This is a genomic window from Brevibacillus sp. HD3.3A (assembly GCF_013284375.2).
In the GTDB taxonomy this organism is placed as follows: Bacteria; Bacillota; Bacilli; order Brevibacillales; family Brevibacillaceae; genus Brevibacillus; species Brevibacillus parabrevis.
The window spans coordinates 617190-639073 of the sequence record NZ_CP085874.1 but is presented as its reverse complement, the minus strand read 5'-3'; the positions used below and the strand labels follow the sequence as shown (position 1 = coordinate 639073).

General features: G+C 49.5%; 24 protein-coding genes. 5 read left to right on the top strand and 19 right to left on the bottom strand.

Going from position 1 to position 21884, the window contains the following annotated elements; all coding sequences use genetic code 11:
• Positions 1-48: 48 nt before the first annotated feature.
• Positions 49-780 (bottom strand): polyphosphate polymerase domain-containing protein, encoded by a 732-nt coding sequence (locus tag HP435_RS03440; RefSeq protein WP_122965626.1) that lies wholly within the window; start codon positions 778-780, stop codon positions 49-51.
• Between the two features lie 98 nt (positions 781-878).
• Positions 879-1238: a response regulator gene (locus HP435_RS03435; protein ID WP_122965594.1), complete on the bottom strand. Its 360-nt coding sequence runs from the start codon at positions 1236-1238 to the stop codon at positions 879-881.
• 341 nt (positions 1239-1579) lie between these two features.
• On the opposite strand from HP435_RS03435, the gene HP435_RS03430 reads away from it, so the two are divergent.
• The 3 genes from HP435_RS03430 to HP435_RS03420 all read left to right on the top strand — a co-directional run bounded on the left by HP435_RS03430 (position 1580) and on the right by HP435_RS03420 (position 3942).
• Positions 1580-2407 (top strand): helix-turn-helix domain-containing protein, encoded by an 828-nt coding sequence (locus tag HP435_RS03430; RefSeq protein ID WP_173599440.1) that lies wholly within the window; start codon positions 1580-1582, stop codon positions 2405-2407.
• An 86-nt stretch (positions 2408-2493) separates the two neighbouring features.
• A complete protein-coding gene (locus HP435_RS03425) occupies positions 2494-3474 on the top strand; it encodes an ABC transporter substrate-binding protein (protein ID WP_173599439.1) in 981 nt (326 codons plus the stop codon).
• Between the two features lie 129 nt (positions 3475-3603).
• Positions 3604-3942, top strand: coding sequence for a cupin domain-containing protein (locus HP435_RS03420; protein WP_173597818.1), 339 nt, complete (start codon positions 3604-3606; stop codon positions 3940-3942).
• A 169-nt stretch (positions 3943-4111) separates the two neighbouring features.
• On the opposite strand, the gene HP435_RS03415 is transcribed toward HP435_RS03420, so the two are convergent.
• Positions 4112-4444 (bottom strand): hypothetical protein, encoded by a 333-nt coding sequence (locus HP435_RS03415; RefSeq protein WP_173597817.1) that lies wholly within the window; start codon positions 4442-4444, stop codon positions 4112-4114.
• A gap of 17 nt (positions 4445-4461) precedes the next feature.
• Positions 4462-5049 (bottom strand): TetR/AcrR family transcriptional regulator, encoded by a 588-nt coding sequence (locus tag HP435_RS03410; protein ID WP_173599438.1) that lies wholly within the window; start codon positions 5047-5049, stop codon positions 4462-4464.
• 525 nt (positions 5050-5574) lie between these two features.
• Between HP435_RS03410 and HP435_RS03405 the strand changes: the two genes are divergently transcribed.
• Both HP435_RS03405 and HP435_RS03400 read left to right on the top strand, forming a co-directional pair.
• Positions 5575-6171, top strand: coding sequence for a YiiX/YebB-like N1pC/P60 family cysteine hydrolase (locus HP435_RS03405; RefSeq protein WP_173599437.1), 597 nt, complete (start codon positions 5575-5577; stop codon positions 6169-6171).
• 553 nt (positions 6172-6724) lie between these two features.
• Positions 6725-7042: a DUF3139 domain-containing protein gene (locus tag HP435_RS03400; protein ID WP_229049806.1), complete on the top strand. Its 318-nt coding sequence runs from the start codon at positions 6725-6727 to the stop codon at positions 7040-7042.
• 106 nt (positions 7043-7148) lie between these two features.
• On the opposite strand, the gene ggt is transcribed toward HP435_RS03400, so the two are convergent.
• The 15 genes from ggt to HP435_RS03325 all read right to left on the bottom strand — a co-directional run bounded on the left by ggt (position 7149) and on the right by HP435_RS03325 (position 21855).
• Positions 7149-8759 carry a gamma-glutamyltransferase gene (gene ggt, locus HP435_RS03395; RefSeq protein ID WP_173599436.1) on the bottom strand — a complete coding sequence of 537 codons (1611 nt, stop codon included), beginning with the start codon at positions 8757-8759 and terminating at the stop codon, positions 7149-7151.
• 39 nt (positions 8760-8798) lie between these two features.
• On the bottom strand, positions 8799-9329 hold the full coding sequence (locus tag HP435_RS03390) for a chromate transporter (protein ID WP_122965601.1): 531 nt from the start codon (positions 9327-9329) through the stop codon (positions 8799-8801).
• Positions 9326-9907 carry a chromate transporter gene (locus HP435_RS03385; protein WP_122965602.1) on the bottom strand — a complete coding sequence of 194 codons (582 nt, stop codon included), beginning with the start codon at positions 9905-9907 and terminating at the stop codon, positions 9326-9328. Before HP435_RS03385 ends, HP435_RS03390 begins: the two co-directional genes overlap by 4 nt.
• A gap of 22 nt (positions 9908-9929) precedes the next feature.
• A complete protein-coding gene (locus HP435_RS03380) occupies positions 9930-10916 on the bottom strand; it encodes an ABC transporter ATP-binding protein (RefSeq protein WP_173597815.1) in 987 nt (328 codons plus the stop codon).
• A complete protein-coding gene (locus tag HP435_RS03375) occupies positions 10913-11887 on the bottom strand; it encodes an ABC transporter ATP-binding protein (RefSeq protein WP_173599435.1) in 975 nt (324 codons plus the stop codon). Before HP435_RS03375 ends, HP435_RS03380 begins: the two co-directional genes overlap by 4 nt.
• 35 nt (positions 11888-11922) lie before the next feature.
• Positions 11923-12753: an ABC transporter permease gene (locus HP435_RS03370; RefSeq protein WP_063229593.1), complete on the bottom strand. Its 831-nt coding sequence runs from the start codon at positions 12751-12753 to the stop codon at positions 11923-11925.
• Positions 12753-13709 carry an ABC transporter permease gene (locus tag HP435_RS03365; protein WP_063229594.1) on the bottom strand — a complete coding sequence of 319 codons (957 nt, stop codon included), beginning with the start codon at positions 13707-13709 and terminating at the stop codon, positions 12753-12755. Before HP435_RS03365 ends, HP435_RS03370 begins: the two co-directional genes overlap by 1 nt.
• A 43-nt stretch (positions 13710-13752) precedes the next feature.
• On the bottom strand, positions 13753-15315 hold the full coding sequence (locus HP435_RS03360; protein WP_173599434.1) for an ABC transporter substrate-binding protein: 1563 nt from the start codon (positions 15313-15315) through the stop codon (positions 13753-13755).
• A gap of 112 nt (positions 15316-15427) precedes the next feature.
• A complete protein-coding gene (locus HP435_RS03355; RefSeq protein ID WP_063229596.1) occupies positions 15428-15904 on the bottom strand; it encodes an Lrp/AsnC family transcriptional regulator in 477 nt (158 codons plus the stop codon).
• A gap of 255 nt (positions 15905-16159) precedes the next feature.
• A complete protein-coding gene (locus tag HP435_RS03350; protein WP_063229597.1) occupies positions 16160-16630 on the bottom strand; it encodes a nucleoside deaminase in 471 nt (156 codons plus the stop codon).
• 143 nt (positions 16631-16773) lie between these two features.
• The gene (locus HP435_RS03345) at positions 16774-18663 is read right to left on the bottom strand and encodes an ABC transporter permease (RefSeq protein ID WP_122965607.1); all 1890 of its coding nucleotides are present in this window, start codon (positions 18661-18663) and stop codon (positions 16774-16776) included.
• Entirely contained in the window at positions 18638-19408 is a 771-nt protein-coding gene (locus HP435_RS03340) for an ABC transporter ATP-binding protein (RefSeq protein ID WP_122965608.1), read from the bottom strand. The genes HP435_RS03345 and HP435_RS03340 overlap by 26 nt, the downstream gene beginning before the upstream one ends.
• A 69-nt stretch (positions 19409-19477) precedes the next feature.
• The gene (locus HP435_RS03335) at positions 19478-20494 is read right to left on the bottom strand and encodes a sensor histidine kinase (RefSeq protein ID WP_122965609.1); all 1017 of its coding nucleotides are present in this window, start codon (positions 20492-20494) and stop codon (positions 19478-19480) included.
• Positions 20491-21189, bottom strand: a complete 699-nt coding sequence (locus HP435_RS03330; RefSeq protein ID WP_063229601.1) for a response regulator transcription factor — start codon at positions 21187-21189, stop codon at positions 20491-20493. Before HP435_RS03330 ends, HP435_RS03335 begins: the two co-directional genes overlap by 4 nt.
• Positions 21190-21339: 150 nt before the next feature.
• Positions 21340-21855, bottom strand: a complete 516-nt coding sequence (locus HP435_RS03325; RefSeq protein WP_122965610.1) for a sigma-70 family RNA polymerase sigma factor — start codon at positions 21853-21855, stop codon at positions 21340-21342.
• Positions 21856-21884: the final 29 nt, after the last annotated feature.

Genomic DNA, 21884 nt, shown 5'->3' with positions numbered 1-21884 from the left:
GAAGGGCTTTGACATCTGCGAAAAAGACTGCATTCCACGCTCGTACTGTTAATTGTTTAAATTTTTAGTTTTTTCTCTGCATACAGCGTATTTGGAGATCAGCGTCCGCTGGTTGCTCAAATTTTGCAGCAAATATTGGATGTTAAAAGGAAGGAAATGATCGAACTTGACTTCCATAATCAGCATCGGCTGTGGAATGACGCTCACCATCGCGAGCTGGTCGTTGAACAGATCATCGAAATCAACAGTGGTCATCAGCTGCTTGTCGAAGGTCACTCGCACATTGCCTGTTTCCATCGCATACGCTTCCCGGATGTAGTCGGTTACAATCCGTGGGGCAAAAAGGGGCTGTCGGCTCTCCACATAAAAATCGCGGAGCAAACTGCTCTCCGTCTCCTTGAGAAAATCGGTTTGTCCCGTCATGATGCTCGCATATTCGTCCCGCGCAATCGCAACCGCTTCCTTGCAAATGTACCCGCCAATCTTGCTCTTTCGCTCCATTTTGATTGCAGCGTCACTGTTGTTGTAGATGCGGATTCGATACTTTCTGCCGCTGGATGCGGCGTTCTTTTTATCTTCCAGAGCCATGTCCTGAATATCGTCAAAATACAGGCTGCGAATCTGATAGCCTGTTTCGTCAATCGAGTGCGGGTCTAGATACGCAATCAGCCGCAGCTTTTTTCTGATCGTCTCGTAGTCGCTCCAGTGAAGATAATACTTCAGCTCATGACGAAATACTTTGCTGCCCGCATGCCTTCCTGTCGCCCTGGTCCCTTTCATTTCAGCCCACCCTCTTTTCCAAATCAAAAACACCATGATTATTCGTCTCATCCAAACGAAAAATGGTGTCGTCAAGCTCGTCTTCATACATGAAATCTTTAGCCCAATGCATTGCGAACAGCCCATTCCACACGGTCAAGCTGAAGCGGTTTGGCGATAAAATCGCGCGCACCAGCCTGAATCGCCTTGATGACGGTATCGCGCCGCACGACAGCTGAGCATATAATGATCTTCGCATCTTTGTCCATATCCATGATTTTGTGAGAGGCGCGAATCCCATTCATACCCGGCATGGAAATGTCCATAAAGACAAGCTCTGGCCTGTACAGCCCGTATTTATGGACGGCATCTTCGCCTGAATCAGCCTCCACCGTCACTTCCAGCCCCAGGGACTCCAGTATGTTGCGAAGCATGGCTCTCGTAAAAGCGGTATCATCCACTATCATGATGCTGCTCATTGACATGACTTCTCCCATCCCGACCTGTGTTTGATCGAAAGTTTCAGCAGGACTCAATCCCTATTGAATGCCCCGTAGAAAGACAGGCAGGATTATTTTGGCTAAAATAGGAATCAAGACCTTTTCTATACGTACTCCTCATTGTACTCTGACCATCTGAACAAATTCTGAACAAGCGCATAAGTTTTACGAAAAACTGACCCGATGCCGCCACCCGGCTGTTTGAACATGAGCCGGGAGCGGCACTTTTGTTGTGCAAATAGATTGACACTGATATTCATTATCAATAATGTGGAAATAGACGAGAGCCGGCAAACTACGATGGAAATGAGGCATGCAATGTGAAAATCGACGTTGATCAGTTAGCAAAGCATTTTGCACACATTCCTTTTCAAGTAGAAGGAGTATATCGATATGCCAGAGATCCCGGTGTGCCTCACGCTGACTATACAGATTCTTATCCTGGATTCGTGTTTCCCCTTACAGGGAAGGTGCAATTCCAGTTTAATGGTACACCTTATATTCTTTCGCCAGGAAAAGTGGTGCATGGCGGTGCAAAAATGAGTCTGGCGCAAAAAATGTTTGGCAAAACCAACTGGGAATATATTCTCGTCCAATATCGGATATGTGACGCAGAACTGGAAGCGTCCAGCTTTTCGCATCAGCATTTTGAATTAGCAACGGGACAATCCCCCCGTCTGATCGAATTAATCATGCGTCTTTGGCATGTGTACAATCAGCGTGGCGGCATTTCCATGTTTCAGACCGAGATGCTGTTTCGAGATGTACTGAATGAAGCGTTGTTATGTGTTGCGAATCGGCAAAACAGCTATGAACCACACGCATTATTCGAACGGGTAGCTCAATATATTCATGAACACTACTATCAAAGCCTTACGATAGCATCGCTTGCAGAACAACATAACGTCAATCGCAATCGGCTTTCTTACGTATTCAGAAGATATGCAGGCATGGGACCGGCAGAATATTTATTGAAGTACCGCATCAACATGGCGCAAGAAATGCTAGTAACAAGTGAATTGCCCGTACAGCAAATTGCACAAACGGTTGGCATTGCCGATCCTTTTTATTTTAGTCGAGTGTTCAAAAAACAATTAGGCATTTCCCCCACTGAATATCGCGAGCAGTTCATCAATAATCCATGCTGATTTCAACAGGCATCCATTCTCTCCGAAAAATGGCTTTACTATACTAATGGCAAGCCAAAGAAAACATCATGTCGGAGGAATCGCCCATGCCAAAAATAAAAAGCCTGTTAATTTCCACTCTATTACTAGCAGGCATACTAGCAGGCTGCAATCAAGCACCTGCCGAAAATAAAAGCTCCGCTCCGGAAAGTACATCTACATCCACAGCTAAGACAGATACACCTGCTTGGCCAAGAACATTTAAAGATTCGTTAGGCAAAGAAATTGTGATCGAGAAAAAACCGGAGAAATTGGCCGCGCTATGGTACTTTTATCCGGAAATATTAGTGGCATTAGGCGAGCCACCTGCTGGTTCTACGGAAAAAGAGTTTCTCGCTTCTTTAGCTTATTTAAAAGGAAAGCTGGATTCAGCCGAAGAGCTGGGAGATAAAGTATCCCCTAGTATCGAGAAAATTCTTTCCATTGGGCCTGATATTATTTTGGCAACAGAACAACATGAAAAAATGTATGATTCCCTGGAAAAAGTGGCGCCAGTCATTACGTTGAACACCAAGGACATCTACAATGATTGGCAATACGGGATTCGTACAGTAGCCAAGATTATCGGCAAAGACGACGAGGCGGAAAAAGTCATCGACAAGATGATGAACGACATTACAACCGGGCGCGAAGCCTTAAAGCCGATGGCAGGCGAGTCAGTGACTCTCATTTTGTCTTGGGATGGAAAAACGTTCAATGTACTAGGTGAAGGAAATCCAGTCTATAAACTCGCGTTCGATAAAGAAAAGGGATTGGGGCTTACACCAGATCATAAATTTACAGGTACGAACAATGAGTTTACTGCGTTTGAGGGAATTTCCACTGTTCAAGCCGACCATATTTTCCTGATCGGCGACATTACCAAAAAGGAAGCATTGATGAATGACTTGCAACAAAGCAAGGTATGGAACAATCTGAATGCCGTGAAGAAAGGCAACGTGCATCTAATGGATACTTCCGCTATTACTGGCGGCCCATTAGCTATCCAATACGCTTTGCAAAATATCACAGATGCCTTGCGTAAATAGCAAGGTCTAAAAAACGCGAAAAATCCGAGCGAAATCACTCTTGTGCAACATGCGAGTGACAATAGATGCTATCCCGCTCTTTGAAAGGTAAGGGTAAGTACAGTGCAGGCAAAAAAAGGAGGGATTCCTATGAATTACGAGGTTATTAATCTGAATGAGCAGCTATCTGCAATCAACGAGCTTTGGTCTCCGAAAGTCGTGGGGGAAATACATGACGTTCAATTCAAGCTGATTAAAATTGACGGAGATTTTGAATGGCATGAGCATGATGGTGTCGATAAAGTATTTATCGTGCTCGAAGGAGAGATGTTCATTGCTTTTCGCGATGGTCAGGTGAAAATTTCCAAGGGCGAGATGTTTATTGTCCCGGGGGGAGCCGCGCAAAAGCCGTTCGCCGAAAAGGAAGCCCATGTCATGTTGGTCGAGCCTAGAGGCGCAGCAAACGCTGACCATTCTGAGTCCGAATAAGCGATTTAAAGCTAGTGATTGTTAAGGTACTTTCAGCATCTTTTCAAATTCGGCTATCGGCAAGTTGTCACAAACTAACGATAGCCGAATTTGCGATGCTGCCAAGTGCCTTTTTTGCCTCTTTCATTTTGCAGGAAAAAACTTTTTATAAAAGGGAATACTGCTCCTCTTACGTTTTGAGACTGTTCCTTTTCCCCCTTCTCCCCAAAAAATCTTTAATAAGCGTTACATACCACACTAGCATTTCCATAAACGCCAGGAGGACAAACAAAGCCCATATCTCCCCTTGACCAAGGCTATGCCACAAGTTATCTATTTCCGTCCCGGAAGCACGCAGCAAGGACTGTAAAAAGAATACAATCGGTCCAATTATGGAGGACAATATGGTCAGTATGGAAAGAAGCTTGCGCTGTTTCCGAATGAGATACACAATACTGCTGACTAGCGCTATCAAAATGAATACATAATAGAAACCCCAGACCCAAGAAGGCAACGTCTCCATGGGTTCCCTCCCTCCTATCAGAAAAGCCCCAGAATTTGTTTAATCAATCTTTCTACTTGTTCAACTGATCTGCAATCGGCAACAAAACTATTTTGAAGATTGTAGCCGTCAAGCACGGCAACTATTGCGCTGGCAGCTATTTTCGAATCCAGGTTTTCCGGGAGTTGCTTCGTTTGTTTTCCCTTTTCTAAAACCAGGCATATTAGCTGGAACCATTCTTGGTAATATGCAGACATCCTCTCTCTGACGCTTTCATTTCTGACAGCAATGGAACAAAACTCAAAAAAGATTTGAATCCAATTATCTTGATTACTTAATTGATAAAAGATGTGTACACCTTGACTGACTACGCTTTCAAACGGCTCATTGGAATTTAGCAAAGGGAGAAAATGCTGTTTGTAAATGGACAACTTGTGATCCATAAACTCTAAAAAGAAGTCCTCTTTACTTTTAAAGTGTAAGTAAAAGGTTCCTTTTGTATATCCAGCCTCCTTTGCCAATAAGTCGATTGAAGCTTTGTCATAACCATGTTGAGCAAAAACTTTAACAGCTGCATTCATGATCTTTTGATAAGATTCATTGCTTTTCTGCGTGTGTTTGTTCATTTTACATATCATCCCTTTAATTGGAAAATTTTGTTTACTTATTTTTGTACCCATGCTATATTGTATAACAAATACTAACCGTTTAGTATTATTTTTTTCAAAAAAGGAGTGAACTTCAAAAATAAAAACAATTATATTAGCGTCAAATAGCTACTACCAGCTTGTTAGCTATCTGGGGGTTGAACAATTGTAACAAGTCAACGGCAGGGACATCAGACCATGGTAACAACTATCCAGTATTTTTGGATCTGTCAGTGTCCCATTGATGGAGGCTCTAAGCGATGCCTTGTCCAATAGGAATGCTCCAATCGTGGCAATATTATTTTCTGTTTGTCATGAAGCAACCTCCTATTCATGCCATTGACTTCATTTTTCATGAATTTACAAAAGTTTAAAGTCAGACTGTAATTGAAGGTTACTCTTGAGGATTGTATTAAAATCCTCCTTTGATTACCTTTGGTGATCGTAGCTATAATGTGCAAATAAAAATTAAAAACACTCATAAATTTAGGGAGAGCGATTGAAATGAAAAAAGTAGCATTATCTCTTTTAACTGCAACTCTAGTGTTTGGTACTCCTCTTGTAGGGCATGCAGCAGAACCGAAAGCCGAAGACCCTGGTGTATACTATCCCGGAACAAACACTAAAATTAAACCCGGTGATATTCTTGTTACAAACGATACTTCTAGTTGGGGTCTCACTGGTCATGCAGCTATCGTTATCGACACACAAAACCTGGTTGAGATAAGAGGCGATGGCTACAATCCAGAGAAAAATGACATTGATGACTTTATCGACGACCACACTAGCGGTTCAAGTTGGGTAAAGGTATACAGGCATGATTTATCCTCCAAAGGGAAAGGGGCAGCAAAGTGGGCCGAGTGGTATGTGAAAAATTATAGTGACGTTGAGTATGGATTTTCAGATCTCCTTGACTATGACGACACAACATATTGCTCAAAAATTGTTTGGGATGCCTACTATTTCGGTGCAGATGTTGAACTCGAGACCGATGTTGTTACCATTCCAGTAGCTGGATTACCAGATATCACACTTGAGGTCGCGAAACCTTATGATTTGGGTAATGGACCTGATGTTGATCTTGTCGAAAAAATTGATTGATCTCAACTAAAGACCTAAGTCTGTCGAGATTTTTCTGTAAACTCAATCAACCAGTTTATGAATAGGCTTCATCCCCTAATAGATGTCTTTTTCGAAGACAATAGAGTCAGCTAACCCTTGAGGCATTCGTAGAGACAAAGATAATTCCTTCAGGGATGAAGCCTATCCAGTGGTTAGCGGATGTAAGTGATTCCAATTAGGCCCAAATGGCGAGGAACTTCTTATTTCGTTAATCCATTTTGCATATCCCTCTAATTCTGTTTTTAATTGTCTGAATGTAGCCATTCATTCTCTCATATTGGATCACGTTAATCTTCCTTAAATGTGCAATGGCAGTTAGGGCAATATTAGCTGACGGTAAGCAAGGGCAAGTGTTTATTCTATCGAAGCTATCTCCTATGCCTTGCGAGAAGCAGCTAGGATTTGCTCGAGGGAGCTTTAGATCTACGTAAAAAAAGCTTAAAAAGCTCAGCCAGAGAAGCACTGCTTCAAAAGGTTGTAATTTTATGGTAATATCAGCGCTGCGGGTATGGAAAAATTAGGAGGGATCGCTGTGAGAAAAACGCTTGTCATCTGCATGCTCATATTCTTGACAGTTGCTGTTTCTTACAACTTTGAATGGATCATAGGCGGCTATCCACAAACGAAATCAGATATACAAAGCAATGTACGAGAATATTTATTGAGTGAGAAAAACTACAACATTGCTGACATTGCCAGCATTGATGTCACGTACTCCAGAAAATTCGGAGATTACAGCGCCCAGGTCATTTTTTCGGATGAAAGAGAAACGAAATACTACTATCGAATAGATGAAAAAGTAAAGCAGAGTGGTTACAGCGGTAAAACTGATAAGCACAGAGAAAGCTAAAACCTTTGAAGCATGAAAAAAACTTGCGGAACCTATCCACCCCAGTAAAAAACAAAATGCCGAAGCTAAGCTCCGGCATTATTCATTCGCAAATTTTTGTACTCCCCTACCACGCGGCAATGCTGCTGTCTGCGCGCATGTCCGTCCCGCCGCTCAGCACGCCGTTTTCATCCCGCCAAATAATTTGACCGCGTCCAAAGTAGTTGCCGAGCTGCGCCCACTTGATCGTGTGCCCTTTGCGCTCCAATGCTTGCGCCAGGTGCTCCGGGAAATGCCGCTCCAGCTCCACCGTTTTGCCCTCCATCCACTGCCAGCGCGGGGCATCCAGCGCCGCTTGCGGATTCAGGTGGAAATCGATCGTGTTCATGACTACCTGCACATGACCTTGAGGCTGCATGAAGCCACCCATTACACCGAACGGACCGACTGCTTTTCCGTCTTTGGTCAAAAAGCCCGGAATAATCGTGTGGAACGTCCGCTTGCCCGGCTCCAGGCAATTGTCGTGGCCTGGATCGAGCGAAAAGTTGTGCCCGCGATTTTGCATGGCGATCCCGGTTCCTGGCACGACGACTCCCGAGCCGAAGCCCATGTAGTTGCTCTGGATGAACGACACCATGTTGCCTTCGCCATCGGCTGTTGCCAAATAAACCGTTCCGCTCGACTTCGGCTGCCCCGGCTCTGGCGTCAACGCCTCGTCGCCGATCAGCGCGCGGCGCTCCTCTGCGTACTCCTCGGACAGCAAGTCTTTGACTGCGACCTTCATTTTGCTTTCCTCTGTGATGTATTTCAACCCATCCGCAAACGCCAGCTTCATCGCTTCGATCTGCTTGTGATACGTCTCTGTCGTGTCTTTTGCGGCAAAATCATAGCCTTTCAAAATGTTCAGCGCCATCAGCCCGATCATTCCCTGACCGTTCGGCGGAATTTCCCACACGTCGTAACCGCGGTAGTTGACGCCTACTGGCTGTACCCATTCCGGCTCGAATGCCGCCAGGTCTTCTTTGCGCAAATAGCCGCCGCACTCGCGGGAAAAGACGTCGATTTTGTCGGCAAGCGCGCCGCGATAGAAGCTCTCCCCGTTTGTCTCCGCGATCTCGCGCAAAGTAGCGGCATGCCCTGGCGATTTCCAGATGTCGCCCGCTTTTGGCACCTTGCCCTCTGGCGCAAAAGTGGAGAACCAGTGCGCAAATTCTTCGCCTTTGCACAGCTGCGAAAACTTTTTGTACGCTGCGTTCCAGTAATGAGCGAGCGTTGGCGAAAGCGGGTAGCCATTCTCCGCGTAATCGATGGCAGGCTGCAACACTTCCGTCAACGGCAGCTTGCCGAAGCGCTTGGACAGGGCTGCCCATGCTGCCGGAGCACCTGGCACAGTCACTGGCGTCCAGCCGTATGTCGGCATTTCTTCCAGACCTTTTGCCTTCAGCGCATCGATCGAAATCGCTTGCGGAGCTGGCCCGCTCGCATTCAGACCGTGCAGCTCATCCTTGATCCAGACCAGCGCGAACGCATCGCCGCCGATCCCGTTGGACGTCGGCTCCACGACAGTCAGGCATGCCGCCGTCGCAATCGCCGCATCTACCGCATTGCCGCCCTTTTTCAAAATATCAAGACCTGCCTGTGCCGCCAGCGGTTGCGAGGTTGCGACCATACCGTTTCTCGCAAAGGTGGTCACACGTTTTGAAGCGTACGGGTATTCCATTGCATCGTAGTTAACCATGGTTTATGCCTCCTTGATGTAGTTATCGTTGCTTGCTCGTTAGCCGATAAAGATGTACCCATACACCATCGCTGCTACCATGACAAAAGCAGGATGCACCTTCCACGTTTCCAGCAGCAGATAAGACGCAACGGTCAAAATGCCCGTCTGTATCCAGCCGATCCCTTCGACTGCCCCCAGCAAAAACTGATACGTCATCGTTCCCAGCAAAACAGTCACGACAGGGCGAACCGATTGCGTCATCGCTTTCACCTGCGGTGCGTTGCGGAACAAGTTAATGAATTGAAGCAGCAAAATCATCGCGATGGCAGTAGGCGCAACCGTAGCGAGCAGAGCGACAGTCGCTCCCGGCACACCTGCCACCTGATAGCCGATGTAGCCTGCCAGCTTGGTCGCGATTGGACTTGGCAGCGCATTGCCTACCGCCAGCACTTCCCCGAACTCCTTTATCGACATCCAGTGGTAATGATCGACGACCTCGTTTTGAATGAGCGGGATGCTCGGCGGCCCTCCGCCGTACCCCAATATGTTAGAGATAAAAAAAGCCCAAAACAGTTGCAGATAAATCATGCCGCTCCCTCCTTGCCGTCCTGCTTCTTGCGCTTGCGGACAGACCAGGTCGAGTATGCGAACGAGACAAGCAGCGCAATGCCCACGACAATGCCCGGATGCCAGTCAAGGAAAAGCAGCGCTACAAGCGACAGACCGAGCGAGATGCTCACGCCTGTTTTGCTCGCTGCTCCCTTCCAGCCTTTTGCGAGAAACTCCCACGTCAGCACGCCTGTCATGACGGCAATCACCGGGCCGATCGCCTGAATCATGCCGTAGACGCCAGGCGCGTCCTTCCATTGATAGATCACCTGCAAAAGTCCAATCATGACGAGCACGATCGGCATGACCACGGCGATATTTGCCACCAGTGCGCCCATCCAGCCTTTTACCCGATAGCCGATGAAAGCCGCCAGCTTAGTGGCAATCGGCCCGGGCAGTGCGTTGGCGAGCGCCAAATTGTCCGAGAAATCTTCATCCGATACCCATTTATACTTTTTCACGCACTCGGTGTAAAACAGGGGAACCATCGTCGGTCCTCCGCCGAAACCAAATATCCCGATGCGGAAAAAGGCGAGAAACAAATGCCAGTAAACCATGTTCGTACCTCCATCCCTTGCCTTAGCGGAGCACCTCTCCCGATTGCACCAGATGACAGGATACCAGTTGGCCCCCGCCGATGTCTGACAGACTGGGCGTTTGCGAGCGGCAAATATCTGTTGCATACGGGCAGCGCGGGTGAAACGTGCAGCCGCTTGGCGGATTCGCCGGGCTTGGCAAATCCCCCGTCAACAAAATCCGTTCGCGCTTTTGCCGCGGCTTCGCTACCGGAACAGCCGAGAGCAGCGCCCGTGTGTACGGGTGGCTCGGATTCTCGAACAGCGTCCGCTTGTCGGCGATTTCCACCACACGCCCCAAATACATCACCGCAATCCGGTCGCACAAATGTTTGACTACCGACAAGTCATGCGAGATGAACATCAACGTCAAATTAAATTCCTTTTTTAAATCCTTCAGCAAGTTCAGCACCTGCGACTGAATCGATACGTCCAGGGCAGAAACAGGCTCATCCGCGATAATCAGCTTTGGCTTGACCACGAGCGCGCGGGCAATCCCGATCCGTTGCCGTTGCCCCCCGGAAAAGTCGTGCGGGTGACGGTTCAGATGCTCTTTTCGCAAGCCGACGATTTGAATGATGTCTTCAATGATCTTTTCCCGTTCCGGCTTCGTCCCGATGTTGTGCACCATGAGCGATTCCAGCAAAATCTGCTTGATCGTCATGCGCGGGTTCAGCGAAGCGTACGGGTCCTGGAAGATCATTTGCAAATCTTTGCGCATCAGGCGCATTTCTTCTTTGGGCAGCTTCGCTAAATCTTTCCCGTCAAACCAGACTTCCCCTGCCGTCGGCTCCAAAAGGCGCAAGATCGTTCGACCCGTCGTCGATTTTCCGCAGCCCGACTCGCCTACAATCCCGAGCGTCTCTCCGGGGTAGACAGTCAAGTCGATGCCATCCACTGCCTTGACGTGTCCGACCGTTCGTTTCAAAAAGCCGCCCTTGATCGGAAAATGCTGCTGAAGTCCTTTTACTTCCAATAGAGGTGTCGTCATTGTTGCTCTCCCTCCTCTGCATACAGCCAGCAACGGCATTTTGTCCCGTTCAGTTGCAACAGTTCCGGCGGCTTTTCGTTGCAGATCGGCATTGCCCTGGAGCAGCGCGGCGCAAAACGGCAGCCAGTCGGCATCTGATGCGGCAAAGGAACTGCCCCTGGGATGGTTTCCAAATATTCGCGTTCCTCGTCCAGCTCCGGTATGGAGTTCATCAGGCCAATCGTATACGGATGCTTCGGACTTTCAAACAAAGTATCCACATCTGTTTCCTCGACGACCTGCCCAGCGTACATGACGATGACACGGTCGCACATCTCGGCTACTACGCCCAGATCGTGCGTGATCAGCATGATCGAGGTTCCCGTTTTTTCTTTCAGGTCACGCATCAAGTCGAGAATTTGCGCCTGAATCGTCACATCTAGCGCCGTCGTCGGTTCGTCGGCAATGATCAGCTTCGGATCGCAGGACATCGCCATCGCGATCATGACCCGCTGCCGCATTCCGCCCGAGAGCTGATGCGGAAATTCTCCGTATATCTCTTCTGCGCGAGGCATGCCGACTGCCTTGAGCATGGTGATTGCCCGCTCTTTTGCCTGCGCTTTTGTCACTTGTCGATGCAGCATGACGGCTTCCTCAATTTGTCTGCCTACCGTATGCAGCGGATTGAGCGAAGTCATCGGCTCCTGAAAAATCATTGCAATCTCGTTGCCGCGCACAGCCTGCATTTCTTTTTCCGACAGCCCCAGCACGTCTTTTCCGTGAAAGCGAATCGTTCCGCTCGTATTTCCGTTGGGTGGCAAAAGCCGCATGATCGACAGGCTGGTTACGCTCTTGCCACAGCCTGATTCGCCTACGACACCGAGTGTTTCACCAGCACGGATGGAGAAGTCGACGCCGTCAACTACACTGACGACACCGCTGTCCGTGCGAAACCGGGTTCTCAGTTGTTCGACTTCCAAGATGGTCGTCATCTGCTCCACTCCTTTTCCCTGCGTAGGGCTTTTGATTATTTACGTGAGCGCGGGTCCAGCACCTGCTGCAATCCATCTCCCAGCAAGTTGAAGCCCAGCACGACTAAAAAGATCGCGATGCCCGGATAAAACGTCGCGTACGGTGCGACAGACATCAATGTTTGCGCCTGGTTCAGCATGCTGCCCCACGACGGCGTCGGCGGCTGCACACCCAATCCCAGATAGGAAAGCGAAGCCTCGGCGATAATGCCTGATGCCATGGCGAGCGTCGCCTGAATCACAATCGGGTTGAGCGCATTGGGCAGGATATGGCGGAAAATGATGCGCGCATCTTTTACCCCGACCGAACGCGCCGCTTGAATATATTCCATGTTGCGCAAAGACAGAACCTGACCTCGGGTAATCCGGATGAAGGCAGGCGCAAAGCCGATGCCGATCGCAAGCATGGCGTTGCCAAAACCGGAACCAAGCACCGCCGAGATCGCGAGCGCCAAAATCAAAAACGGAAAAGCCTGCATCGCATCGACGCTCCGCATGACTACCCACTCATCCCAAAAGCCTCGGTAATATCCTGACAGCAAACCGATCGGCACGCCGATCAGCATGGCAATTCCAACAGATATCAGCGCAGCCTGGATGGAAATTCGCGCACCGTAGACGACGCGGGAGAAAATATCCCGACCGAGGTCGTCTGTCCCAAACAAATGCTCACCGTCCGGCTGCATCATCACTTTGTTGTAATCTTGTGCATTCGGGTCAAAAGGAGCGATCTGTGGTGCGAAGATGGCTACCAGAATGAGCACAAGAATAATGACTGCTCCGATGACGCCAAGACCATTTCGGAGGAATTTGCGTGCGGTTTTCATCACTCACCCGCTCCTTTCCCAGCTTTGATGCGCGGATCGATCACCGCGTACAACATATCGACAGCCAGGTTGACCATGACTACCAGCACCGCAGAGACGAGAATCGCTCCTTGTACCGTCACATAGTCCCGCTTGAACACGGATTCGACGATCAGACGGCCGAAGCCGGGAATGGAAAAGATCGACTCGGTAATGACCAATCCGCCCAAAAGCCCCGCGATCATCAATCCGGAAGTCGTGACCACTGGCACCATGGCGTTGCGCAGCGCATGGCCCAAAATCGTCCGTGCTTCATTCAAGCCTTTTGCTTTTGCCGTCCGAATGAAGTCCATGCTGACCACATCGAGCAAGGAAGAGCGCAGCATCCGCATCAGGACCGCAGACTCCCTCAGCCCTGTCGCCAAACAGGGAAGAATCATCGCCAGCAAATTTTGCGTCGGATTTTCCAGAAACGGAACATAGCCGGAGGCAGGCAGCCACTGGTTGTTGACCGCAAAAAAGATAATCATCATCATTGCCAGCCAAAAGCTCGGGATGCTCATTCCGCCCAGCGCGGTAAAGGTGCTCGTGTAATCAACCCACGTCCCGCGGCGCACAGCCGCCAGAATCCCGGCCGGAAACGCAATCAGGATGGCGACGAGAAACGTTCCGATCGTCAGCTCCACTGTTGCGGGCAGCCTTTGCATTATTAGTTCAGAGACCGGCACCCGGTCCGTAATCGAGATTCCCAAATCGCCCTGCAGCACTTTTCCCAGCCAGGAAAAATATTGCACTACGATCGGCTGGTCCAAACCCAGCTCTGTTCGCAGTGCCTGATAGGCTTCCGGTGTCGCTTCCTGTCCTAAAATGACCCGGGCGGGATCGCCCGGGATCATGTGGATCAAAGAAAAAGTCATAATGGACACCAGCAGGAGAATCGGGATTGTCAGCAGCAGACGCCTGACCACGAACATCATGGCAATTCCTCCTTGCTCTTGCCTTTATAGTGTTTCGCTTGCCTTATTGCTTGTCCAAAGTCGCGGTACGGATCAAGCCATCCGGTACATAGTTGAAGCCCGTTACTTTTTTGTTCATGCCAATCAATACGTATTGGTGGTACAAGTACACGTACCCCGCTTCATCCTGCAACAGTTTCGCTGCTTCATCGTACAAGGCTTTGCGCTTCGCTTCGTCCATTTCCCCGCGTGCCGCTACAACCAGCTCGTCCAGCTTCGGAATGGAAATGCGGCCGTTGTTGTTGGAAGTGCCGGTTACGACGAAGTCATGCAAGTTTTGGTCAGGGTCCTGACGACCGGACCAGCCCAGTTGCAAAGCGTCAAATTCGCCTTTGTCGCCTGTTTCAATCAGCTGTCCGTACTCCAGCTTCTCCAGTGTCATGTTGATGTTGTACTGCTTCAGCATGCTTTGCAGCACAGCTCCCAGCTGCTCGTTTTCCGGAGAAGTCGCGATATACAGTTTGAAGTCAAATCCGCCTGGCTTGCCGCCTTTTTCCAGCAAGTCCTTGATTTCATCCGCATTTGGCGCTGTTGGTGTGTTCAACTGTTCGTTGTAAGCCAGATTTCCTTTGGTAAACGCTGTACGCGCAGGCGCCGCATAGCCGTTGTACAGTACCTTCACGACCGCTTCCCGCTCAATGGCGCGGTCTACAGCCTGACGCAAAAACTTGTTGTCAAACGGCGGGCGGGAGTTGTTCAAGTAAATTCCTTGGAAGCCCATTCCCGACTCGGCGATCAGTTGCAGATTCGTATCGCCTTTCACGACAGGGATTTCTTTCACAGGCGTATCATCGATGATGTCCAGCGTGCCGGAGCGCAAGTTTTGCACCTTGGCTGTGCCGTTCGTGAACACTTTGTAGTTCACTTCGTCGACTTTTACCGCGCCGTTCCAGTAGTTCTCGTTTTTCTTCAGCGTCACGTGGTCGCCTTTTACCTGTTCAACAAAAGTGAACGGCCCGGTTCCGACTGGATGGTTGAGATATTGTTCGCCATGCTCCTTGACTGCTTTCGGCGAGACGATGATGCCGGAACGGTCAGTCAACACGGAGAGGAACGGAGCAAACGGCTCTTTCAATTGAATTTTCACCGTGCTTTTATCGACAACCGACACGGATTCAACGAATTTCAGCTCCCCTTTGCGGCGGGATTTTTCTCCGCTGATGTTGCGATCGAAGTTGAATTTGACGGCATCCGCATCAAAATCCGTACCGTCGTGGAACTTCACGCCTTGCTTGAGCTTGAGTGTATAAGTCTTGCCATCCGGCGTGACTTCGTACGATTCAGCCAGCATCGGCACAATCTTGCCTTGCGCATCGATATCGAACAGCTTGTCGTAAAGACTCGCGTATACTTGGCGATCATAAAGCGATGTGGAGATGCTCGGGTCCATCGATGGCGGATCTGCCTTCAGCCCGATATTGATTACTTTTTTGCCAGCAGCAGGTGCTGTTGCTGTTTTTCCGCTATCAGCCGTTCCTGCTCCGCTTCCTCCTCCACAGCCTGTTACCAATAAAACCGTCCCCAGCACGGCACCGAGCATCGCTTTGCTCATTTTGGTCGAAAACATAAGATGACCCCTTCTCTCTTTTTTTCTGTGATAAACATGACGACTTTTTCAAGACAATCCCAGCGGCTCATTCGTCCGATGGCATTCCCCCTTCCAAGGTTCCCGCTTTGTTTTAGCGGACGAAGTTGTACTTGGATTTCAAAATTTTCAGCTCATTGATGACGTTTGTCCGCAAAATTCCCGGGACTTTGTACAGCTTTTTCATCAAAAATTCCGACAATTCTTCGTAGCTTCTTACCAAGACCTGCGTGAACAGCTGATAGTCACCGGAGGTCAATACGATCAGACGAATTTCCACCATCTCGTTCAGCGCGGCGACGACTTCGTCGAGCTTTTCCGCTTCGACCGCTACTTGAATGATCGCCTGAACATGCAGGCCTGCCTTGACTGGATTGACGATGCCAACCAGACTCAACGTTCCTTCGTCTTGCAGCTGCTGCACGCGCATGCGAATCGTTTTTTCGGTCACCCCGAGATCTTTGGCGATTTGGGTAAAAGGCAGGCGAGCATTTTCTTGCAGAGCGCGGATGATCCCATAATCTGTATCGTCAAGCTCCGGGTACAGGGAACGCCGGAATTTCTCCTCCATATAACCACTCCTTTATTCGTCTTACTTATCCATTTTTTAACCTTATAGCGGTTGTAAATTAAAAATTACAGTCGAATTACGTAACGATTGTTGTTACTATAATACGAATTACGGCACGATGCAACCCTTTATTCAGAAAATTTCTTTTTGAAAGCATTTTCATTTTTTTATTTTCCTTTATCATATTTCGCGTATTCATAAACAAAAAAACAGCCACTCCCCGTAGGAAATGGCTGAACGACCAGCACCACCCGTTCAATATTCAATCCGCTTTTCCGATTGCTCCCAAGCCAGAAACGGACCTTGCCGATTCTCCAGCTCCATCTGGCGAAAAGGAATGCTTCTGCGCTCATGCGGCAACATGATTTGCTCATAAATGAACTGATCATCGAATCCGACACGCGCTGCGTCTTCTTTTGTGCAAGCGTAGTACACGGCCCGCGGACGCGCCCAGTAAATCGCCCCCAAACACATCGGACACGGCTCGCAGCTCGTGTACAGCTCGCAGTCGTCCAACTGGAAAGTCCCCAGTTTCTGACACGCCTCGCGAATCGCCTGGACCTCCGCATGCGCGGTAGGATCGTTCGTCGCCGTCACTTCATTGCGGCCCCGCCCGACAATTTGCCCGTCCTTCACGACTATCGCGCCAAAAGGCCCGCCACGACTGGCTGTTACATTATCCAACGCCAGATTGACGGCATGCTCCATCCATGTTTCCTGTTCCATGCCTTTCCCTCCTCGCTTTGCGCTCCTTCTATATCCTATGCCAGTTTGTGTACTTGCATTAGCCAAACTCGCTCATCGCTTTGCCGACTTATTCAGACGCGCAAAAAAGGCGCCCGCTCCCGGACACCTTTTGCACACTAGCACTAGATTCGGTTCATCGACCGCTTCAAATGGAACAAGTACCGATTGCGGATGACCCAAAAGTAAATCGCCTGAACGATGACGAAGCTGCACAACACGATGGCAGTCGGCTTGACGACGGAGGCAATGAGCATGATTTTGAGCAGGCTCTGCAACGAAACAAACGCCACGATGCTATGGATGATCGCAACCAGTATCGGTACGAAAAACAACAGCGCGATCTGCGTCGTGACAATTCTCGTCAACTCCGCATCCGTCAGCCCGATCTTGGCAATCGCTCCATAATGCCGCTTGTCATTTTCTAAGTCCGTGTACAGCCGGAAATACAAAAAGCTCGCTGCTGCTACGAAAAACAGAACCCCTACAAACAGCCCAATGAACAGCCCGGTGTTTGCCATCTGTTTCATCTGGTGATAGAGGGGAGCACGGGCGGCAAAGGAATGTATATCGTTCCGATGCTCGATTTCATCAGTCAGCTTGAGACTGATATCCTGCGTGTCTTTCCACCGCGGCACATCATAGGCAAAACGCTGTTCTTCCCGCAAATTGGTCAGTTGATCGTACACCTTGTTCGGCACGACGGCCAGACGCTCAAAATCGATGCCGCTGATCAGCGGATTCATTTTCGTATCCGTTTTGACGATCAGCTCCTGGTTGCCCACGCGCAACGTCTTTTGCTTCACAGCGTCATCAAACCACAAGAGCAGCAAAAACACTTCGTTGTCGGCCATTTTCAGCTCGCGTGAATTGGCGGCCACGGCGATGCGGTTGTAATCGGACAGTTTTACGACCCCGATTCTCTCCATATTCGGAGCCTCGGGCAGCACACGCATGGACACCTGATATTTTTCAAAAGAAAAGCCGCCTTGCTGCAAGCTGTTTTCAATCAACTGCAAATGCGCGTCCTTGTCAGGATTGCCTGCTTTGCTCTGGTATTCAAACGCAAACGGATTCGTCTTCACGACTGTCTCCTGGATCGAACCTGCCAAGGCAGCCAACGTCCCAATCGCACAAAAGGCGACCGTCGAAACGATACAGACCAGGAAAAACATTCTCGCGTTGTCTTTCATCCGGTACGCCAGATCAGATAGCGTCAGGAGATTCGTGCGCCGCCAGTAAATCGCTCGACGCTTCTTCAAATATTCAATCAGGATCACACTCAACTGTGTAAACAGCAAGTACGTTCCTACCACTGTCAAAGCGGTCACCGGCAACACAAGCGCCACCACGTAGATGCCGTCTGCTGTCAGGGCAAGCCAATAGCTCATTCCGAGCAAGGCAACCGCTACGAGCGACAGCACGATCGACGCGCTAGGCTCCCGCTTGGGACGGCGGCTCCCCTGCAACAGTTCAAGCAGGCTGCGGCTTCTGAGCAACAGCACAGTAAACAGCGAGATCGCCGCGAACAAAATAAGAAACGCCACCACTGTCAGCCCTATCGCTTTCCAGGGCAGATAAAAGCCCAATGCCTTCACATCGAGCAGAAAGCCCGCAAACTGGAAAAACAGCTTGGCCAGCACCATCCCAAGACCGATCCCAAACGCGATGGAGACGACCCCGATCAGCATGTTTTCCATGCAGATGAGCACATTGCGCTGCATCGGAGTCATGCCGTGCATGAACAAAATCCCAAATTCCTTTTCCCGCTTTTTCAAAAACGCTCCCACGCAGTAGAAGAGGAAAAAGAACGAAAACAGAAAGATGACGTATTCCGCTACGATCATCCCGGTCGCTACTGATTCATGAATCTCCTCGCCGACAATTCCCGGATGGAAAATGAACATGGCGTAGACGAAAAAGATCATGACAGAGAACACGCTGCTCATGAAAAAAGCAGCATAGGTGCGTTTATTGCGCAAAACATTATTACACGCGAATTGTCGAAAGGTCATAGGTGTTCCCTCCCAAAAACGATAGCGCGTCAATAATCTTTTGGAAAAACGCCTGACGGTTCTCTCCCCGGTACATTTCGTTATGCAACTGCCCGTCTTTGATAAAAATGACCCGATGACAGTAGCTCGCTGCCAGGGCATCGTGCGTCACCATCATCATCGTCGTATTGTCCGCTTTATTGATCGCTTCCAAAGTCTCCATGACATTTCGCGAAGACTTGGAATCGAGGTTTCCCGTAGGCTCGTCGGCCAAAAGCAGCGAAGGGGAGTGGATGATAGCGCGAGCGATGGCGGTCTTTTGACGCTGCCCGCCGGATACCTCGTATGTACGCTTATCCAAAATGTCCAAAATTCCCAGCTTCGTAGCCACATTTTGCAGCTTTTCTTCCATCGTCTGAACTTTGACGTTTTCCAGCGTAAGCGGCAAAACGATATTTTCACCAATCGTCAGGGTATCGAGCAAATTGAAATCCTGGAACACAAAGCCCAACTCGCGGCGACGGAAGAGCGCCAGCTTGTCTTTTTTCAACAAGTGCGGATTCGTTCCATTCAAGAGAACAGCCCCCGATGTAGGAGAGTCAATCGTGGAGATCATATTTAAAAGCGTCGTTTTCCCGCTGCCGGATGGACCCATGATACCGACAAATTCTCCTTTGCGAATCGAAAAATCGATATCGGTCAACGCGCGGTATGTCACTTTGCCTCCGTATATTTTACTCAGACTGTTCACCGCAAGCATTTCCATGCGTCTTTCCCCTTTCCTCTGACATCCCACTTTTCACTATACGAGGGCGCACGTTTTTCAACTATCGATTTAACTTTCATCATCCTTACGTTCTTGTAAGGTTGGCACCACCGCAGACAGGACAAGGCGGACTGTCGTGCCCTCGCCCACTTCGGAGTCCATTTCCACGCCATGGTGCAGCCGTCCGCAAATTTCCTTGACTAAGTACAGGCCCATCCCGGTCGATTCAGGATACTTGCGGCCATTTTCCCCGGTAAAATACGGCTTGAACACCCGTCTGATATCCTCGGCTGGTATGCCGATCCCGTAGTCTTGCACTTCCAGGACGACATGCTGCCCGCGTTCGTACGCTCGGATCGTCACCTTGTTGCTTTTCCCTGCCGAATAGCGAACCGCGTTGGTCAAAAGCTGGTTCAACACAAACGAAAGCCATTTGTCGTCGGATTCCACTCGCCAGTTCTCTTCTATTTTCAGCTCCGGATACACTTGATTGCGGATAAACAACCGCTTGTTTTCCGCCAGCACGTTTTGCGTCAATGTGCGAATCGCCACAGGCTCGATCAAAAAGTCCTGTTCAAAGCGGTCCAGCCGCGCTATGTACAGCACTGTTTCCAAGCCGCGCTTGATCCGGTCGATTTCTTCACGCACGCTCTCCGATTTCGGATCATCTTCATTTTGCAGCAGCAAATGGATGACGGAGATCGGCGTTTTCATCTGGTGCACCCATTGCTGGATAAACGTCGTGTAATCGCGCTGCTTGTTCTCGTACGCGTGCAGTTGCTCCTTGTACAGCCGATACTGCTCCAGGCTTTTCTCGTCCAAGGCGCGGCAAAGCGCTGCGTTTCCGTACGTCTGCGTCAGCTCCTCCAACGTTTCTACCGGCTTGCTCAAGCGCTGGTAAATCAACCGATGGGTCAAATAACGCACGACCAGAAAAGCTCCGGCAAAAAACACGGACAAAAACATCACGTAAATAACCAAGGATTCGTTCCAGTAGCCGTCCATGGCGAAAATCAAAATCAGCAAAAACAGCTGAACGAGAAAAAAGGCGGCAAAGGCCCATTGATCCCTGAGGAACAGCTTCATTGCCCATCCTCCCAGGTCGCTCGCAGACGATAGCCCGAACCGCGCACAGTCTCGACGGCTCCTTCCAGCCCGATGTCTTTCAGCTTTCCGCGCACACGCGTGATGTACACGTTCAACGTGTTTTCATCGACGAATTGCTCGTCCCACAGCTTTTCCAACAGGCGCTCCCTGCTCACGACGCGCGGGTATTGATTCATCAACGCTTCCAGCAGCAGCGCCTCTTTTTTGCTCAGCTCGATCTTCGTATCGTTCATCGAAAGCTCCATCCGCTCCAAAAACAGCTTCAGTCCCGCAACCTCTACCGTGCGTTCCCCTTCCTGCGGCGCGTATTGCCCGTATGCGCGGCGCAGCTGGCTGCGAATTTTCGCCAGCACCACATCGTAGTCGAACGGCTTGGTAATGTAGTCGTCTGCGCCATTTTCCAGCGCCATGACCTGATCCATCTTGCTCTCCCGCGCGGAAATAAACAAAATCGGGCAGTTGGACTCCTGCCGCATCTGTCTGCACCAGTAAAAGCCGTCAAACTTGGGCAAGTTCACATCCAGCAGTACCAGATCGGGCCGCCTGTCTATGAACACATCCATGACGCGGTCAAAATGCTCGACGTTGACCGTTTGAAATCCGTATTTTTCCAGCTGTTCTTGCAAAAGCTGGTTGATCTTCGGGTCGTCTTCCACAATCATGATTGTCGACATCAGCTTATACTCCTCTCATCGCGAATCTCCTAATTCTTCCTCTCTCTACTATACCACTAGAAAACTCGGCAACGCCAACTGCGCCAAGCTGTCCGAATCACGCCACGCCCGTTTTCGCCCAACAAAAAAAGGCGGTATTGTCATCCGCCTTCAAGCTTTTGCATCCATCATTTGCTGAAGTTTTTTGATCCCGCGAAAATGCAGGATTTTGACTGAAGCCTCTGTCTTGCCCAAAATCTCGGCAATCTCGTTCATGCGCAAATCAGCGAGATAGCGCAAAGAAATCACGTTGCGTTGATCTGTCGTCAAGGTGTGTACCTTTTGCCACAGCCCCTCCGTCGTTTCTTGCGTCAGCAGGCACTCCTCCGGCAGCTTGTCAGTCGCGGCCATTGTGCTGAAAGTGTCCTGATCAACCGGGCATTCCCGTTTTTTGCGCATGTGGTCAATCAGGGCATTATGCGCGATACGGAAAATCCATGCCCCAAAAGGATGGCGGCCATCGTATTGATCCAGCTTCGAGTATACTTTGATGAACACAGTCGTTGTCAGGTCTTCCACGTCCCAGATGTTCTTTACGCGGTAGCGGAAATAGCGGTATATTTTGGCGGAATAATCTTCGTAAATTTGTCTTTGGTTTGGTTTCGCATAAATGAGTGCAGTAGTCATAATCGATCTCCCATTTCGTGATCCGTATG

Bases quoted from the DNA above. Each gene is read 5' to 3' on its own strand.
- ggt (WP_173599436.1), bottom strand. From the start codon at position 8,759: ATGGTTAACTACGATGCAATGGAATACCCGTACGCTTCAAAACGTGTG.
- HP435_RS03410 (WP_173599438.1), bottom strand. From the start codon at position 5,049: ATGAACAAACACACGCAGAAAAGCAATGAATCTTATCAAAAGATCATG.
- HP435_RS03415 (WP_173597817.1), bottom strand. From the start codon at position 4,444: ATGGAGACGTTGCCTTCTTGGGTCTGGGGTTTCTATTATGTATTCATT.
- HP435_RS03325 (WP_122965610.1), bottom strand. From the start codon at position 21,855: ATGACTACTGCACTCATTTATGCGAAACCAAACCAAAGACAAATTTAC.
- HP435_RS03360 (WP_173599434.1), bottom strand. From the start codon at position 15,315: ATGTTTTCGACCAAAATGAGCAAAGCGATGCTCGGTGCCGTGCTGGGG.
- HP435_RS03420 (WP_173597818.1), top strand. From the start codon at position 3,604: ATGAATTACGAGGTTATTAATCTGAATGAGCAGCTATCTGCAATCAAC.
- HP435_RS03345 (WP_122965607.1), bottom strand. From the start codon at position 18,663: ATGACCTTTCGACAATTCGCGTGTAATAATGTTTTGCGCAATAAACGC.
- HP435_RS03440 (WP_122965626.1), bottom strand. From the start codon at position 780: ATGAAAGGGACCAGGGCGACAGGAAGGCATGCGGGCAGCAAAGTATTT.
- HP435_RS03340 (WP_122965608.1), bottom strand. From the start codon at position 19,408: ATGGAAATGCTTGCGGTGAACAGTCTGAGTAAAATATACGGAGGCAAA.
- HP435_RS03405 (WP_173599437.1), top strand. From the start codon at position 5,575: ATGAAAAAAGTAGCATTATCTCTTTTAACTGCAACTCTAGTGTTTGGT.
- HP435_RS03365 (WP_063229594.1), bottom strand. From the start codon at position 13,709: ATGATGTTCGTGGTCAGGCGTCTGCTGCTGACAATCCCGATTCTCCTG.
- HP435_RS03355 (WP_063229596.1), bottom strand. From the start codon at position 15,904: ATGGAGGAGAAATTCCGGCGTTCCCTGTACCCGGAGCTTGACGATACA.
- HP435_RS03380 (WP_173597815.1), bottom strand. From the start codon at position 10,916: ATGACGACACCTCTATTGGAAGTAAAAGGACTTCAGCAGCATTTTCCG.
- HP435_RS03425 (WP_173599439.1), top strand. From the start codon at position 2,494: ATGCCAAAAATAAAAAGCCTGTTAATTTCCACTCTATTACTAGCAGGC.
- HP435_RS03435 (WP_122965594.1), bottom strand. From the start codon at position 1,238: ATGAGCAGCATCATGATAGTGGATGATACCGCTTTTACGAGAGCCATG.
- HP435_RS03350 (WP_063229597.1), bottom strand. From the start codon at position 16,630: ATGGAACAGGAAACATGGATGGAGCATGCCGTCAATCTGGCGTTGGAT.
- HP435_RS03385 (WP_122965602.1), bottom strand. From the start codon at position 9,907: ATGGTTTACTGGCATTTGTTTCTCGCCTTTTTCCGCATCGGGATATTT.
- HP435_RS03335 (WP_122965609.1), bottom strand. From the start codon at position 20,494: ATGAAGCTGTTCCTCAGGGATCAATGGGCCTTTGCCGCCTTTTTTCTC.
- HP435_RS03375 (WP_173599435.1), bottom strand. From the start codon at position 11,887: ATGACGACCATCTTGGAAGTCGAACAACTGAGAACCCGGTTTCGCACG.
- HP435_RS03370 (WP_063229593.1), bottom strand. From the start codon at position 12,753: ATGAAAACCGCACGCAAATTCCTCCGAAATGGTCTTGGCGTCATCGGA.
- HP435_RS03390 (WP_122965601.1), bottom strand. From the start codon at position 9,329: ATGATTTATCTGCAACTGTTTTGGGCTTTTTTTATCTCTAACATATTG.
- HP435_RS03330 (WP_063229601.1), bottom strand. From the start codon at position 21,189: ATGTCGACAATCATGATTGTGGAAGACGACCCGAAGATCAACCAGCTT.